This window comes from Bradyrhizobium rifense, assembly GCF_008123425.1.
GTDB lineage: Bacteria > Pseudomonadota > Alphaproteobacteria > Rhizobiales > Xanthobacteraceae > Bradyrhizobium > Bradyrhizobium rifense.
On the sequence record NZ_VSSS01000041.1, the window covers coordinates 234,986 to 250,308 of the forward strand.

Below are 15,323 nucleotides of genomic sequence, written 5' to 3' on the forward strand. Positions count from 1 at the left end.
CCCCGAAAAGGCGGGCGGGAGCAAGGCCAAATGGCTCAAAAAAGCCCCATCGCGTGCTATAGCTGGCCCCAACAATCGAGCCAGAAAAACGAGACCAGCGATGTCAGACCCCCGCCAAACTACGGACTCCGAGACCAATCCGCTGCTGAAGGCCTGGGTGACGCCGTTTGCGACCCCGCCCTTCGACGAGATCACGCCGGAGCACTTCCTGCCCGCCTTCGAGCAGGCCTTTGCCGATCACTCCGCCGAGATCGCGGCGATCACCAATGATCCGGCCGCGGCCGACTTCGCCAACACCGTCACGGCGCTGGAGCGCTCCGGCAAGCTGCTCAACAAGGTCGCCTCCGTCTTCTACGACCTGGTCTCGGCGCATTCCAACCCGGCCATCCTGGAGATCGACAAGGAGGTCTCCTTGCGGATGGCGCGGCACTGGAATCCGATCATGATGAACGCCGTGCTGTTTGGTCGCATCGCCCAGCTGCACGAGAACCGCGCCAATCTCGGCCTCGACCGGGAGCAGCTCCGCCTGCTGGAGCGCACCTACACCCGCTTCCACCGCGCCGGCGCCGGCCTCTCCGACGAGGCCAAGACGCGCATGGCCGAGATCAACGAGAAACTGGCCCAGCTCGCGACCGGCTTCAGCCATCATCTGCTCGGTGACGAGCAGGATTGGTTCATGGAGTTAGGGGAGGCCGACCGCCAGGGCCTGCCGGAGAGCTTTGTGGCCGCCGCCAAGGCTGCGGCAGAAGATCGCGGCATGGACGGCAAGGCGATCGTGACGCTGTCGCGCTCCTCGACCGAGCCGTTCCTGAAGAGCTCGGCCCGGCGTGATCTGCGCGAGAAGGTCTACAAGGCTTTTACGGCGCGCGGCGACAACGGCAATGGTAACGACAACAACACGACCATCGGCGAGATCCTGAAGCTGCGCGAGGAGAGCGCCAAGCTTCTGGGCTACCCGACCTTCGCCGCCTACCGGCTCGAGGACTCCATGGCCAAGACGCCGGATGCGGTGCGCGGCCTGCTGGAGCGGGTGTGGAAGCCGGCCCGGACCCGGGCGCTCGCCGACCGCGACGAGATGCAGGCGCTGATCACGGAAGAGGGCGGCAATTTCAAGCTCGCGCCCTGGGATTGGCGCTTCTACGCCGAGAGGCTCCGCCTCCAGCGCGCCAATTTCGACGATGCCGCGATCAAGCCGTATCTGACGCTCGACCACATGATCGCCGCCGCCTTCGACTGCGCCACCCGCCTGTTCGGCGTCACCTTCGCGGAGCGCAAGGACGTGCCGGTCTGGCATCCCGACGTCCGGGTCTGGGAGGTGAAGGGCCTCGACGGCAAGCACAAGGCGCTGTTCTACGGCGACTACTATGCCCGCCCCTCCAAGCGTTCCGGCGCCTGGATGACCTCGCTGCGCGACCAGCAGAAGCTCGACGGCGAGATCGCGCCGCTCGTCATCAATGTCTGCAATTTTGCCAAGGGCACTGGCGGCGAGCCTTCGTTGCTGTCGCCCGACGATGCCCGCACTTTGTTCCACGAGTTCGGCCACGGCCTGCACGGCATGCTCTCCAACGTGACCTATCCGTCGCTGTCGGGCACCTCGGTGTTCACCGACTTCGTCGAGCTGCCCTCCCAGCTCTACGAGCACTGGCAGGAGCGGCCCGAGGTGCTGCAGCAATTCGCCCGCCACTACCAGACCGGCGAACCGCTGCCGGATGACCTGCTCAAGCGCTTCCTCGCCGCGCGAAAATTCAACCAGGGCTTTGCCACCGTCGAGTTCGTCTCCTCGGCGCTGGTCGATCTCGAGTTCCACTCCCAGCCGGCTGCCGCCGCGCAGGATGTCCGCGCCTTCGAGAAGAAGGAGCTGGAGAAGATCGGCATGCCCGAGGAAATTTCGATGCGGCACCGGCCGACCCAATTCGGCCACATCTTCTCCGGCGACCATTATGCCGCGGGCTACTACAGCTACATGTGGTCGGAGGTGATGGACGCCGACGCCTTCGGCGCGTTCGAGGAAGCCGGCAACATCTTCGATCCGGCGGTGGCCAAGCGCCTGCACGACGACATCTATTCGAGCGGTGGATCGGTCGATCCGGAGGCCGCTTACGAGGCCTTCCGCGGCCGCCCGCCCGAGCCCGACGCGCTGCTCCGCCGCCGCGGCCTGCTCGACGACGCCAAGGCGGCATGACCGGCATGCGCGCCCTGCTGGGATGGCTGCTCGCCGTCGGCCTGCTGCTTGCAGCGGGTGCGGCGAGCGCGCATCCGCATGTCTGGATCACGGCGACGAGCGAGCTGCTCTATGCCGAGGATGGCTCGATCACCGGCGTCCGCCACGCCTGGACCTTTGATGACATGTTCTCGGCCTATGCGGTGCAGGGACTCGAGAGCAAGACCAAGGGCACCTATACGCGCGAGGAGCTGGGGCCGCTGGCGCAGACCAATGTCGAGTCGCTGAAGGAATATGCCTACTTCACCTTTGCGCGAGCCGACGGCAAGAAGGAGCGCTTCAGCGAGCCGGTCGATTATTATCTCGACTACAAGGACACGGTGCTGACCTTGCACTTTACCTTGCCGCTGAAGACTCCGCTCAAGCCGAAGCAACTGATGCTCGAAGTGTTCGACCGCTCCTTCTTCATCGACTTCCAGATGGCCAAGGACAATCCGGTCAAGCTGATCGGCGCGCCCGCGGGCTGCCAGATTAAGCTCGATCGTCCCAGCGACGGCACCGCGACGGCGCAGAAGCTCAACGAGCAGACGTTCATGGACGGCCCGAACGCCAATTTCGGTATGATGTTCGCCAACAAGATCACGGTGGATTGCCCTTGAAGCCGCATCTCTCGCCTCTCGGGCGCGTGCTCTTCGCCTGCGCCGCCGTTCTCCTCGTCGTCGGCGTGGCCGATGCCGCGCTTCACGATGTCTTGGCGCAAAATCCATTCGGCGCGCCGAAGCCGGCGCAGGCGGCCGAGCCGGAGGCCAGCGGCCTGATCGGCTGGCTGCTGGCCAAGCAGTCGGAATTCTATCGCCAGATGTCGTCGACCATCCGCGCCGCGAAGACCGACGGCTCCGCGGTGTGGACGCTGCTCTTCATCTCGTTTGCCTACGGGATCTTCCATGCCGCCGGCCCTGGTCATGGCAAGGCGGTGATCGCCTCCTATCTCGTCGCCAACCGCGAGACCGCGCGGCGCGGCATCGCACTGTCGTTTGCCTCGGCGCTGATGCAGTCGGTGGTGGCGATCCTGATCGTCGGCATCTCGGCCTGGATCCTGAACGCCACCGCCAAGACCATGTGCAAGGCGGAGGGCGCGATCGAGATCGCAAGCTATGGCCTGATCGCGCTGTTCGGCCTGCGGCTGGTGTGGGTCAAGGGCCGCACATTCATCCGCGCGCTCCAGGCGACGCAGCCGGTGCCGGCGATCGCCGGCGTGCCGCATGACCATCGTGATCACGATCATCACCATCATCATGATGCGCACGATCATCATGATCACCATCACCACGACCACGGTCACGCGCACGCCCATCACGCGCACGACCATGTTCATGACGAGCATTGCGGCCACTCCCACGGCCCCACGCCGAGCGAGCTCGCCGGCCCCGGCGGCTGGCGGCGCGGGTTCGCCGCGATCCTTACCGTCGGCATCCGCCCCTGCTCGGGCGCGATCCTGGTGCTGGTGTTCGCGCTCGCCCAGGGCCTGTTCTGGGCCGGCATCGCCGCGACCTTTTTGATGGGGCTGGGTACTGCGATCACGGTCGCTGCCATCGCGGTTATCGCCGTTTCAGCCAAGGACATCGCCGGCCGCCTGAGCGGAGCCCGGGACGGCGGCGGCGCGCTGTTCATGCGCGGCATCGAGTTCGGTGCGGCCGCCCTCGTGCTGCTGTTCGGCGCGGGCCTGCTGCTCGGTTACATCGCGGCTGAACGGACGACCTGCTTCTAAGGATGTAGCCCGGATGAAGCGAAGCGCAATCCGGGGCGTTTCCGCGATAGAGCTGTCCCGGATTGCGCTTCGCTTCATCCGGGCTACGGTCTCACACGCTCACACCGGCAGCAATCGCTTCAACAGTGGCATGAAGAAAATCCCGAGATTGATCGCAAAGCCGATGCTCCAGAGGATGGAGCGCAGTGCCGGGCGGTTGCCGAGATAGGTCAGCACATAGGCGATCCGCACGATCAGGAACAGCACCGCGAGCTCGTCGATCAGGCGCTGCGGCGAGTCCCGGAATTCGGCGAGCAGCACGGCGAAGGCGAAGAACGGAAAGGTCTCGATGCCGTTCTGATGTGCGCCGAGCGCGCGCTGCGCGATCGCGTCCTCATAGAACGCGGGGTCGCGCGGCCGGGCGTTGTCGAAGCCGCGAAACCGGATCCATTTGATCGAGGTGATCGTCAAGAGATAGAGCAGCAGCGCTCCGAGAACGCACCATTCCGCGAGTGTCATCTTCCCTCCCCCGCTTGAGGGCGACCCTAGCGAAACCGGGCTCACCTTGACAAGTTCGGAGCAACGCGCGACCCAACGGACCATGACGACCATTGCCCCCATCGTTTCAGCGAAACCGGCCGCGCCATCGGCCCAGCCGCGCGTCGGCGTGCTGCTGGTCAATCTCGGCACGCCCGACACTGCCGACGCCCCGGGCGTGCGGGTCTATCTCAAGGAGTTTCTTTCGGACGCCCGCGTCATCGAGGACCAGGGCCTGATCTGGCAGCTGGTGCTCAACGGCATCATCCTGCGCAGCCGTCCCCGCACCAAGGCGCTCGACTACCAGAAGATCTGGAACACTGAAAAGAACGAGTCGCCGCTGAAGACCATCACGCGCTCGCAGAGCGACAAGCTCGCCGCCGCGCTGTCGGACCGTGCGCACGTGGTGGTCGACTGGGCCATGCGCTACGGCAATCCCTCGATCAAGTCCGGCATCGATGCGCTGATTGCGAAGGGCTGCGATCGCATCCTCGCTGTGCCGCTTTATCCGCAATATTCCGCCTCGACCTCGGCGACCGTCTGCGACGAGGTGTTCCGCGTGCTCGCGCGCCTGCGCAATCAGCCGACGCTGCGGGTGACGCCGCCCTACTACGAGGACGAGGCCTATATCGAGGCGCTCGCCGTCTCGATCGAGGCGCATCTGGCGACACTGCCGTTCAAGCCCGAGCTGATTGTCGCCTCCTTCCACGGCATGCCGAAATCCTATGTCGACAAGGGCGATCCCTATCAGAGCCACTGCATCGCCACGACAGAGGCGCTGCGCCGCCGGCTCGGCATGGACGACACAAAACTGCTGCTGACCTTCCAGTCGCGCTTCGGCAATGACGAGTGGCTGCAGCCCTACACCGACAAGACGATGGAGCGTCTTGCGAAAGAAGGCGTGCGCCGCATCGCGGTGGTGACGCCGGGTTTCTCGGCCGACTGTCTGGAGACGCTGGAAGAGATCGCCCAGGAGAATGCCGAGATATTCAAGCACAATGGCGGCGAGCAGTTCTCCGCGATCCCCTGCCTCAACGACAGCGCCCCCGGCATGGATGTGATCCGCACCCTGGTGCTGCGCGAGCTTCAGGGCTGGATCTGATGGGCGCTCCATGAACCGCCGCGAGCTCCTGGCGCTTCTTGGGACGGTCACGGCGCTGCCGGCCTCGGTGCTGGCGCAACAGCCGAACGCGCTGCGCCGGCTCGGCGTGCTCGCGGTCACCGCCGGCGATGATGTGATCGGACAGACCCGCCTGGCCGAGGCGCTCGCCGCCCATGGCTGGAAGGAGCAGGACAATCTCAGGGTCGACTGGCGCAGTGGCGCCGGCGATCGTGCGACCATCGCCCGGCTTGCTGACGAGCTGATCGCGCTCAGGCCAGACATTCTGCTCGCGATCGGCACGCCCTCGGTGGAGGAGCTGCGCCAGCGCACCACGACAATTCCGATCGTGTTCGCCGTCGTCACTGATCCCGTCAGCCAGGGCTTTGTCCAAAACCTCGCCCATCCCGGCGGCAACATCACCGGCTTCACCGATTATGACGGCCCGCTCGCCGGCAAATGGCTGGAGATGCTGACGCAGATCACCCCGAAGGTGTCGCGCGTCCTCGTCGTCTACAATCCGGCAACCGCGCCGTTCGCGCCCCTGATGCTGCGAACGATCGAGGATGCCGCGCGGACGCTTCACGTGACGGCGGAGCCCGCGCCGGTGCATGACATCGCCGCAATCGCGGCGCTGGCCGCGCGCAAGGACGCCGGCTTCCTGGTCCTGCCCGATTTCTTCACCATCGCCAATCGCGCGCCTCTCCTGGCGGCGATTGCGGACGCGCGCCTGCCGGCGGTGTTCTGGAGCCGCAGCTTCGTCGACGAGGGCGGGCTGATGTCCTACAGCACCGACAGCGCCGAGCAGCTGCGGCGTGCCGCCAGCTATATCGATCGCATCCTCAGGGGCGCACAGGCGGCTGACCTGCCGGTCCAGAACCCCACCAAGTTCGAGCTCGTCATCAATCTGAAGACGGCCAGGGTGATGGGCGTCACGATCCCGGCGAGCCTGCTCGCAACTGCACACGACGTGATCGAATAGGTTCGCAAATCTTAACGTTTGGCAGTAGGTCTGCGCCTGCGCGCTTTCAAGGCCGGCCCACAAATACATAATCGTGGCCTTTCCCTCTCGTCGCGTCTTGTGCAGAATCGCGTGGATGCCGACGTAACCCGCGACCGCTGAACCGGTAGGGTCTCGATCCCGACCAATGGCAGCGCGGGAAAGGGCTTTTCCCGCCTTGGAGGAAATATGAGCGGTTTCGATATTTTCGCGATTGTTCTGGTGTTGCTCGTCATCGTCACGCTGATTGCTGGCGTGAAGACGGTGCCGCAGGGCTATGACTGGACCATCGAGCGGTTCGGCAAATACACCCAGACGCTGAGCCCCGGGCTCAATCTGATCGTGCCCTATTTCGATCGCGTCGGGCGCAAGATCAACATGATGGAGCAGGTGATCAACATTCCCGAGCAGGAGGTGATCACCAAGGACAACGCCACCGTGACGGTCGACGGCGTCGCCTTCTTCCAGGTGTTCGACGCAGCCAAAGCGAGCTACGAGGTCTCCAACCTCGAGCAGGCGATCATCGTGCTGACCATGACCAACATCAGATCGGTGATGGGCTCGATGGACCTCGATCAGGTGCTCTCGCATCGTGACGAGATCAACGAACGGCTCTTGCGCGTGGTCGATGCCGCGGTCTCGCCGTGGGGGTTGAAGGTCAACCGCATCGAGATCAAGGATATCGTGCCGCCCGCCGACCTCGTTGAAGCGATGGGCCGGCAGATGAAGGCCGAGCGTGTCAAGCGCGCCGACATCCTTCAGGCCGAAGGTGCGCGCCAGTCCGAGATCCTGCGCGCTGAGGGTGCAAAGCAGGGGCAGATCCTGCAAGCGGAAGGCCGCCGCGAGGCCGCTTTCCGCGACGCCGAAGCGCGCGAGCGATCGGCGGAAGCCGAGGCCAAGGCCACGCAAATGGTCAGCGAAGCTATCGCCAAGGGTGACGTGGCGGCGTTGAACTACTTTATCGCCGACAAATACATCAAGGCGTTCGGCCAACTGGCCGAGTCGCCGAACCAGAAGGTCATTATGCTGCCGGTCGAAGCGATGGGCATGCTGGGCTCGCTCGCCGGCATCGGCGAGATCGCCAAGGCGACGTTCGGCGAAAGTGCCGTATCTGCCGCTGCCGCCGCCCGTCGTGGCGGCTCGGTGCCATCCTCCGCTTCTACGCCGCCGGCGGTGCCGCCGCGGCAGGGATAGGATCAGTGCATGGTCTTCCGATAAGGCCATGCGCCAATATCAAGCGCATGCCCCGGACCCGGAGGGCCACGTTAGTGCAAAGTGGAGACCGGTTTTCCGACAAGGGCATGCGCCAATATAAAGAGGTCGTGTCATGACCGACATGTTCGTATCGCTCGGCACCTGGAACTGGCTGATCTTCGGCTTCGTCCTGATGGCGCTGGAGGTGATCGCGCCAGGTGTGTTCCTGTTCTGGCTTGGGTTGGCCGCATTGCTGGTCGGCCTGATCTCGTTCGCTGTCGTCATATCGTGGCAGATCCAGCTCGTGATGTTCGCGGTGTTCGCAGCCGCCGCCGTCCCGGTGTGGCGCCGGCTCGCCCGGCCGAAGCCGAATGCAAGCGCGAGCCCCTTCCTCAACAAGCGCAGCGAGGCGCTCTTGGGCCGCGAGTTCACGCTGGAGAAGCCGATCGTCGACGGTAACGGCACCATGCGCATCGGCGACACAGTGTGGCGCGTGGCGGGCCCGGATACACCGGCGGGAACGCGTGTGAAGGTGGTGCAGGTGGATGGTGCGAACCTGACGGTGGCTGCTGCGTAGTCGCCGTCATTGCGAGCGCAGCGAAGCAATCCAGAATCTTTCCGCGGGAGCAGTCTGGATTGCTTCGCTGCGCTCGCAATGACGAGTTTGTTGGAGCGGCGTGGCCAGCTCAGGCAGCACTCTTGCTGCGCCACCTCGCCGCAAACCGGTGCAGCGGCATGAACGTCTCGCACAGCTCCCGCCCCAGCGGCGTCAGCCCATAGCCGCCACCTTCGCCCAGCTCTACGAATCCCGCCTCGCGCAACTCCGTCAGTCGGGCCTGCAGCACCGTCGGCGAAGCCTCGTCGCAGGCCGTGCGCAGTGCGCGGGAGGTGAGGGTTGCGTCGCGCAACTCCCACAGGATGCGAAGGGTCCAACGCTGGCCGAGCAGGTCGAGCAGCGCCATGATCGGCCGTCCGCTGCGCGAGCCGCGCACGCTGCGTTTTTTGGAGTCGGCCTGCTTTGCCATCGAAGCCCTCTTGCGTATCGCTACAGAAAGTGTAGCTTATTGCTACGATAAATGTAGCAATGGAGGCGCCCCATGTCCCGACCGATGCCGCGCATCGCACCACTGCAGCCGCCTTATCCCCCGGAGATTCAGGCGCAGTTCGACCGCATCATGCGCGGCGCGCCGCCGCTGGTGCTGTTCCGGGTGATTGCGGGCCACACCCGCGCCTGGGACAAATTTCGCGCCGGCGGTCTGCTCGATCCCGGGCCGCTGTCGTTGCGCCAGCGCGAGATCGTCATCGACCGCACCTGCGCGCTGAACAAATGTGAATATGAATGGGGCGTGCATGTCGCGGTCTTTGCCGGCCCGGCGAAGCTCACCGAGGATGAGGTCCGCGCGACTGTCGCGGGCGATGCGAATTCACCGTGTTGGTCTCCGGCCGAGCAGGTGCTGATCGCCGCGGTGGACGCGCTGCATCACCGCGCGACCTTCACCGACGCCGAGTTTGCCGCGCTATCGGCGCATTACGACGAGGCGCAGATCCTGGAGATCATGCTGCTGTGCGGATTCTATCGCACGGTGTCGTAACTGGCGAATGGGCTGCGATTGCCGCTGGAGGAGAAGGCGGCGCGGTTTCCGCGATAGGCGTAGCTCTAACCGCCGTCATTGCGAGGAGCCCTTGCGACGAAGCAATGACGGGGAGGGACCTACGCCACGCCCGCCCGCAGCAGATCGTGCAGATGCACGATGCCGACCACCTTGTCCGCCTCGGTCACGACCAGCGTCGTGATTTTTCGCGCATTGAGCACCTCGATCATCTCGCTGGCGAGCATCGAGGGCGGCACGGTCTTCGGCTGCCTGGTCATGATGTCGTCGACCGACGCCGTCAGAAGATCCGGCCGCATGTGGCGGCGCAAATCGCCGTCGGTGATGATGCCGACGGCTTCGTTGGCGGCGTTGACGATGCAGACGCAGCCGAGCCCCTTGGCCGACATCTCCATCACCGCGTCCGACATCTTGGTGCCTTCGGGCTTCACCGGGATTTCCGCGCCGGTGCGCATGTAGTCGCGGACGAATTTAAGCATCGCCCCCAGCTTGCCGCCGGGATGGAAATGAGCGAACTCGAGCGCAGTGAAGCCGCGGCCTTCGAGCAGCGCGATCGCAATCGCATCGCCGATCGCGGCCTGCATCAGGGTCGAAGTGGTCGGCGCCAGATTGTGCGGGCAAGCCTCGCGCGCCTTCGGCAGCTCGATGACGATGTCGGCGGCCTGGCCCAGCGAGGACGTCGCGTTCGACGTCACCGCGATCATGGGAATCGCAAAGCGCGCCGAGTAATTGACCAGGGTTTTCATCTCCGGCTGCTCGCCGGACCAGGACAGCGCCATGATGACGTCGTCGGTGGTGATCATGCCGAGGTCGCCATGGGCGGCTTCGGCGGTGTGAACGAAGAAGGCCGGCGTGCCGGTCGAGGCCAGGGTCGCTGCGATCTTGCGCGCCATATGGCCGGATTTGCCGAGGCCAGTGACGATGACGCGGCCCTTGGCGTTGCGGATAAGGTCGACCGCCTTGGCAAAGGCCTCGCCGAGCGGGCCGCGCAGCGCGGCCGCGAGCGCGTTGATGCCGCCGCTCTCGGTCTCCAGCGTGCGGAGCGCGGATTCGACACTTGTCGGGGTGGGGCCGGATGATTGGGTCATCAGCGGTTTCGAACTCGGCATGCATCTATCCAGGAAGGTAAGGCGATTGCCGCCTGCTTAGCACGCCCCGGCCCTCGAGGCGACGCGAGCGCCAAAGCCCTCAACGGGTCATTAACCATAATTGTTTTAACTCCATTAACGATGGTTCCCGCGTGTTCGCGGGTGGCCATCGACTAAGTATCTGATTTCGTTGGAGTTATTACATCGTGGGGTCGCCTCCAGGTAGGGGCCGGAGCAGTCGCGCGTACGCCTTTCGCGCCGCTTTGCCATGCCTGCTGCTGACCGCACTGGAAACTGGCCCGGCGGCCGCCCAAAGCCTGACGCCCGACCTGTTCAATCCCAACCGCGGCGGCTTTGCCGCGCCCGACACGCTGCCGACGCGCCGTACGGCCGGAGTCCCGCAGGCGCCGTCGGACGCGATCCCGGCGCCACCGGATCCCAACGACGATCCGCGCAAGAGCCGCGAGACGCCCGCGCCGTCACGTATCGGCCAGGTGCCGACCTATGGCCTGCCCGCGGCGAACGGCGCGAGCAGCTCGGGCTACGACTCGCTCAATCGCAAGCGCCAGCAGCCAAAACTCTATCCGGGCCAGCCGAAGCCGAAGAAGTCCGCTGGGCCTGGCTCGCCGGTGCCGCCCGCAACACCCGCAGCGGGCCTCGGCCCGCCACGCATCGCGCCACCGCCGTCGGAGACCGCGAACAAGGCACCAGTGCCGCCGGCGATGGCAGGCACCGTGCCCGGCCAACCTTTGCGCCGCCGTCTCAAGGTCGACGATGATGCGTTCGGCGCGGTCGGCGATTATGCCGGCAGCTTCCTGATCAAGGGCGGGCTCGAGCTCTCCACCGGCTACGACACCAATCCGGCGCGCCTGCAAAAGCCGGTCGGTTCGCCGGTCTATGTCGTTGCGCCTGATCTTCTCGTCATGTCCGACTGGGAGCGCCACGCGCTTGTCGCTGACTTGCGCGGCTCGTTCTCCGGCTACACCAACAACATGCCGGCGACGATCGACGGCTTTGCGTCGCCGTCGCCGGTCGAGATCAATCGCCCCGATTTCACCGGTCATGTCGACGGCCGCTTCGACGTCGACCGCGACCTCAAGCTGACCTCGCAATTCCGGTTGCGGCTCGCGACCGATAATCCCGGCAGCCCGAACGTACAGGCCGGCCTGCAGAAATATCCGGTCTACGCCACCTATGGCGGCACCTTCGGTTTCGACCAGACTTTTAACCGCTTCCAGGTCGCGGCCGGCGCCACCATCGATCGCACGGCTTACACCGACTCCAAGCTCACCGACGGCTCGACCTTCAGCAACGACGACCGCGACTTCAACCAGTATGGCGGCGTCGGGCGTTTCTCCTACGAGCTGAAGCCGGGCCTGAAGCCGTTCGTCGAGATCGAGGGCGACAATCGCGTCCACGACCAGGCCGCCGATCGCAACGGCTACTTCCGCGATTCAACCGGCGGCTACGCCAAGGTCGGTTCGTCCTTCGAATTCTCGCGCATCCTCACCGGCGAGATTTCGGTCGGCTATTCCGCGCGCAACTATGTCGATCCGCGGCTGAGCCAGCTCTCGGGCTTCCTCACCTCGGGCTCGCTGATCTGGAACGCAAGCGGGCTGACGACGGTGAAATTCAACACCGACACGCAGATCGCGGAAACCACGATCCCCGGCTCCTCCGGCGTGCTGGTGCACACCTATGCCGCCGAGGTCGATCACGATTTCCGCCGCTGGCTCACCGCGGTCGGCAAGTTCACCTACGGCACCTACGACTACCAGGGCCAGAATCGCAACGACAAGGCCTACTCGATCGAAGGCAATCTGATCTACAAGCTCAACCGCAATGTCTGGATCAAGGGCACGCTGCGCCACGACATCCTGGATTCGAACCAGCCGGGCTCAAGCTCGCAGGGGACGGTGGTGATGCTGGGGGTGAGGTTGCAGAATTAGCTCTGCTGTCATGCCCCGCGAAGGCGGGGCATCCAGTACGTTTGACATCTCTGGAATGCTGGATCGTGCGCAATTGCGCACAAGGCAGGCGATGACAGTCTTATTCGTGGCGGTCAGCGCACGCCAAATTCAGCGCGGCAGATCCGTCTTCCCCATCAGGAACGTGTCGATCGACCTTGCACACAGCCGGCCTTCGCGGATCGCCCACACCACCAGCGACTGGCCGCGGCGCATATCGCCGGCGGAGAACACGTTCGGGCGCGAGGTCTGGTAGTCCAGCGTGTTGGCCTTGACGTTGCCGCGCGGGTCGAGGTCGACCGCGAGCTGCTTGAGCAGGCCCTCGTGCACGGGATGGACGAAACCCATCGCGAGCAGGATGAGCTCGGCGTCGAGCTCGAATTCGGTGCCTTCGATCGGCTTGAACTTGTCATCGACGCGCACGCAGTGCAGCTTCTTGACCTTGCCGTTTTCGCCGGAAAACTTTTGGGTCAGCACCGCGTATTCGCGGACCGCGCCTTCGGCCTGGCTCGACGACGTGCGCATCTTCAGCGGCCAGTTCGGCCAGGTCAGGCCCTTGTTCTCGCGCTCGGGCGGGGCGGGCATGATCTCGAGCTGGGTCACCGACAGCGCGCCCTGGCGCAGCGAGGTGCCGATGCAGTCGGAGCCGGTGTCGCCGCCGCCGATGACGACGACGTGCTTGCCGCCGGCCAAAATCTCGGTGACGCCGTTCAAGGGCTCACTGGAGACGCGGCGGTTCTGCTGCGGCAGGAAATCCATCGCATAGTGGATGCCGTCGAACTCGCGGCCGGGAATCGGCAGGTCGCGCGGAGCTTCCGCGCCGCCGGTCAGCGCGATCGCATCGTACTGGTTGAGCATCTCGCGCGGATCGACATTGCCGTCGGCGCCGACATGGCTGTTGTAGTGGAAGGTGACGCCTTCGCCTTCCATCTGTGTGACGCGGCGGTCGATGATGCCCTTCTCCATCTTGAAGTCGGGAATGCCATAGCGTAGCAGGCCGCCGGCCTTGGCGAACTTCTCGAACAGGTGCACGTCGTGACCGGCGCGCGCGAGCTGCTGCGCGCAGGCCATGCCGGCCGGACCGGAGCCGATCACGGCGACCTTCTTGCCGGTCTTGACGGCGGCCACTTCAGGCTTCAGCCAGCCATTGTCCCAGGCGCGGTCGACGATCGCGCATTCGATGGTCTTGATGGTGACCGGGTTGTCGTCGATGTTGAGCGTGCAGGAGGCTTCACATGGCGCAGGGCAGATGCGGCCTGTGAACTCCGGGAAGTTGTTGGTCGAGTGCAGATTGCGCGAGGCTTCTTCCCAATTGCCCTGATAGACGAGGTCGTTGAAATCGGGGATCTGGTTGTTGACCGGGCAGCCCGGCGTACCCGGTGTGACCGAACCGGTGCCGTGGCAATAGGGAATGCCGCAGTTCATGCAGCGCGCGGCCTGGTCGCGCGTCTCCTTCTCGGTCAAGGGAACGACGAACTCGTTGAAATGCTTCACGCGCTCGGCGACCGGGGTGTACTTGCGGTCGTGCCGTTCGATTTCGAGAAAACCCGTGATCTTGCCCATTAAACCCGAAGTCCCTGCCGCTTAAATCCGTTTGTTCTTTCACCCCTCATCCTGAGGAGCGGCGCACTTGGCGCCGCGTCTCGAAGGATGAAGGCCCCGGTGGTGACCTCATGGCTCGAGACGCAGCTCACGCGCTCCTCACCATGAGGGCTTATCGCCTTACGCCCCGATCGCGATTTTCGGCTCGGCGTCCGCGTTGGCGGCCATTTCGCGCAGTGCGCGCCGGTACTCGACCGGCATCACCTTGCGGAATTTGGGCAGCCATTCCTTCCAATTGGCAAGGATGTCGGCGGCGCGCTTGGAGCCGGTCGCCTTGGCATGGCGCGAGATCAGGACGTGCAGCCGCTCGACGTCGGAATCGAGCAGGTTCTTGAACACGTCGACCCGGCCGTGCGCCTCAAGGTCACCGGAGTGATGATAGGTGCCGGCGTTGACCAGCTCTTCCGACAGTACCGGCTCGAGCTCGACCATCGCCATGTTGCACAGCTTGTCGAAGCCGCCGGTCTCGTCGAGCACATAGGCGATGCCGCCGGACATGCCGGCCGCGAAGTTGCGCCCGGTCTTGCCGAGCACGACCACGATGCCGCCGGTCATGTATTCGCAGCAATGATCGCCCGCGCCTTCGACGACGGCGACCGCGCCCGAGTTGCGCACGGCAAAGCGTTCGCCGGCGACGCCGCGGAAGTAGCACTCGCCGTCGGTCGCGCCGTACATCACGGTGTTGCCGACGATGATGCTTTCTTCCGGCACGATGGCGCTGTTGGCCGGCGGCTTGACGATGATCTTGCCGCCCGAGAGGCCCTTGCCGACATAGTCGTTGGCTTCGCCCTCGAGCTCGAAAGTGACGCCATGCGCGAGCCAGGCGCCGAAAGCCTGGCCGGCGGTGCCCTTGAGGCTGACCTGGATGGTGTCGTTCGGCAGGCCGGCATTGCCATAGATCTTGGCGATCGCGCCCGACAGCATCGCACCCGCGGAGCGGTTGGTGCTGTTGATCGCAGCCTCGATCTTCACCGGCGCGCCGCGGTCGAGCGAAGGCTGCGCCTTCTCGATCAGCGTGCGGTCGAGCACCGCCTCCAGATGATGGTTCTGGCGCTCGGAGTGATAGATCTTCTGGCCTTTCTCTTCCTTCTGCTTGACGAACAGCTTGGAGAAGTCGAGGCCCTTGGCCTTCCAGTGCGCGACCAGCTTGGTCTGGTCGAGCAGTTGGACCTGGCCAATCATCTCGTTGAAGGTGCGGAAGCCAAGCGAGGCCATGATCTCGCGGACTTCCTCGGCGACGAAGAAGAAATAGTTGATCACGTGCTCGGGCTGGCCGGTGAAGCGCTTGCGCAGGACGGGGTCCTGGGTGGCGACGCCG

Annotated in this window: 14 protein-coding genes; 9 read left to right on the plus strand and 5 right to left on the minus strand. The window is 64.8% G+C overall.

Features of this window, described 5'->3' with window-relative positions; translation table 11 throughout:
- The first annotated feature begins 100 nt into the window (after positions 1–100).
- From FXB40_RS26985 to FXB40_RS26995, 3 genes are read left to right on the plus strand one after another with little or no spacing between them, the layout of a single operon-like run.
- Entirely contained in the window at positions 101–2,182 is a 2,082-nt protein-coding gene (locus tag FXB40_RS26985; RefSeq protein ID WP_148775158.1) for a M3 family metallopeptidase, read from the plus strand.
- A complete protein-coding gene (locus tag FXB40_RS26990; RefSeq protein WP_148775159.1) occupies positions 2,179–2,820 on the plus strand; it encodes a DUF1007 family protein in 642 nt (213 codons plus the stop codon). The genes FXB40_RS26985 and FXB40_RS26990 overlap by 4 nt, the downstream gene beginning before the upstream one ends.
- On the plus strand, positions 2,817–3,929 hold the full coding sequence (locus FXB40_RS26995) for a nickel/cobalt transporter (RefSeq protein WP_430648152.1): 1,113 nt from the start codon (positions 2,817–2,819) through the stop codon (positions 3,927–3,929). Before FXB40_RS26990 ends, FXB40_RS26995 begins: the two co-directional genes overlap by 4 nt.
- 99 nt (positions 3,930–4,028) lie before the next feature.
- Here the strand turns inward: FXB40_RS26995 and FXB40_RS27000 are convergent, their stop codons facing one another.
- Entirely contained in the window at positions 4,029–4,427 is a 399-nt protein-coding gene (locus FXB40_RS27000) for an MAPEG family protein (protein WP_148775161.1), read from the minus strand.
- Positions 4,428–4,509: 82 nt separating this feature from the next.
- Here FXB40_RS27000 and hemH point away from each other — a divergent pair, with 82 nt between their 5' ends.
- The 4 genes from hemH (at position 4,510) to FXB40_RS27020 (ending at position 8,315) form a co-directional block, all read left to right on the plus strand.
- Positions 4,510–5,547 (plus strand): ferrochelatase, encoded by a 1,038-nt coding sequence (hemH, locus tag FXB40_RS27005; protein WP_148775162.1) that lies wholly within the window; start codon positions 4,510–4,512, stop codon positions 5,545–5,547.
- Positions 5,548–5,557: 10 nt separating this feature from the next.
- Positions 5,558–6,526 (plus strand): ABC transporter substrate-binding protein, encoded by a 969-nt coding sequence (locus FXB40_RS27010; protein ID WP_148775163.1) that lies wholly within the window; start codon positions 5,558–5,560, stop codon positions 6,524–6,526.
- Positions 6,527–6,733: 207 nt separating this feature from the next.
- The gene (locus tag FXB40_RS27015) at positions 6,734–7,738 is read left to right on the plus strand and encodes an SPFH domain-containing protein (RefSeq protein WP_148775164.1); all 1,005 of its coding nucleotides are present in this window, start codon (positions 6,734–6,736) and stop codon (positions 7,736–7,738) included.
- 133 nt (positions 7,739–7,871) lie between these two features.
- Positions 7,872–8,315: an NfeD family protein gene (locus FXB40_RS27020; protein ID WP_148775165.1), complete on the plus strand. Its 444-nt coding sequence runs from the start codon at positions 7,872–7,874 to the stop codon at positions 8,313–8,315.
- Positions 8,316–8,424: 109 nt separating this feature from the next.
- Here the strand turns inward: FXB40_RS27020 and FXB40_RS27025 are convergent, their stop codons facing one another.
- Positions 8,425–8,763 (minus strand): winged helix-turn-helix transcriptional regulator, encoded by a 339-nt coding sequence (locus FXB40_RS27025; protein ID WP_148775166.1) that lies wholly within the window; start codon positions 8,761–8,763, stop codon positions 8,425–8,427.
- 72 nt (positions 8,764–8,835) lie between these two features.
- Between FXB40_RS27025 and FXB40_RS27030 the strand changes: the two genes are divergently transcribed.
- Entirely contained in the window at positions 8,836–9,330 is a 495-nt protein-coding gene (locus tag FXB40_RS27030) for a carboxymuconolactone decarboxylase family protein (protein WP_148775167.1), read from the plus strand.
- Positions 9,331–9,449: 119 nt separating this feature from the next.
- On the opposite strand, the gene FXB40_RS27035 is transcribed toward FXB40_RS27030, so the two are convergent.
- Positions 9,450–10,457 carry a KpsF/GutQ family sugar-phosphate isomerase gene (locus FXB40_RS27035; protein WP_187437167.1) on the minus strand — a complete coding sequence of 336 codons (1,008 nt, stop codon included), beginning with the start codon at positions 10,455–10,457 and terminating at the stop codon, positions 9,450–9,452.
- 185 nt (positions 10,458–10,642) lie between these two features.
- On the opposite strand from FXB40_RS27035, the gene FXB40_RS27040 reads away from it, so the two are divergent.
- Entirely contained in the window at positions 10,643–12,385 is a 1,743-nt protein-coding gene (locus FXB40_RS27040; RefSeq protein ID WP_148775168.1) for an outer membrane beta-barrel protein, read from the plus strand.
- A 129-nt stretch (positions 12,386–12,514) separates the two neighbouring features.
- On the opposite strand, the gene FXB40_RS27045 is transcribed toward FXB40_RS27040, so the two are convergent.
- Positions 12,515–13,966: a glutamate synthase subunit beta gene (locus FXB40_RS27045; protein WP_148775169.1), complete on the minus strand. Its 1,452-nt coding sequence runs from the start codon at positions 13,964–13,966 to the stop codon at positions 12,515–12,517.
- Positions 13,967–14,125: 159 nt separating this feature from the next.
- Positions 14,126–15,323, minus strand: a 1,198-nt coding sequence (locus tag FXB40_RS27050) for a GltB/FmdC/FwdC-like GXGXG domain-containing protein (protein WP_246207978.1), incomplete at its 5' end; no start/stop codon positions are given.

Bases quoted from the DNA above. Each gene is read 5' to 3' on its own strand.
- FXB40_RS26985 (WP_148775158.1), top strand. From the start codon at position 101: ATGTCAGACCCCCGCCAAACTACGGACTCCGAGACCAATCCGCTGCTG.
- FXB40_RS26990 (WP_148775159.1), top strand. From the start codon at position 2,179: ATGACCGGCATGCGCGCCCTGCTGGGATGGCTGCTCGCCGTCGGCCTG.
- FXB40_RS27000 (WP_148775161.1), bottom strand. From the start codon at position 4,427: ATGACACTCGCGGAATGGTGCGTTCTCGGAGCGCTGCTGCTCTATCTC.
- hemH (WP_148775162.1), top strand. From the start codon at position 4,510: ATGACGACCATTGCCCCCATCGTTTCAGCGAAACCGGCCGCGCCATCG.
- FXB40_RS27010 (WP_148775163.1), top strand. From the start codon at position 5,558: ATGAACCGCCGCGAGCTCCTGGCGCTTCTTGGGACGGTCACGGCGCTG.
- FXB40_RS27015 (WP_148775164.1), top strand. From the start codon at position 6,734: ATGAGCGGTTTCGATATTTTCGCGATTGTTCTGGTGTTGCTCGTCATC.
- FXB40_RS27020 (WP_148775165.1), top strand. From the start codon at position 7,872: ATGACCGACATGTTCGTATCGCTCGGCACCTGGAACTGGCTGATCTTC.
- FXB40_RS27025 (WP_148775166.1), bottom strand. From the start codon at position 8,763: ATGGCAAAGCAGGCCGACTCCAAAAAACGCAGCGTGCGCGGCTCGCGC.
- FXB40_RS27030 (WP_148775167.1), top strand. From the start codon at position 8,836: ATGTCCCGACCGATGCCGCGCATCGCACCACTGCAGCCGCCTTATCCC.
- FXB40_RS27035 (WP_187437167.1), bottom strand. From the start codon at position 10,457: ATGCCGAGTTCGAAACCGCTGATGACCCAATCATCCGGCCCCACCCCG.
- FXB40_RS27045 (WP_148775169.1), bottom strand. From the start codon at position 13,966: ATGGGCAAGATCACGGGTTTTCTCGAAATCGAACGGCACGACCGCAAG.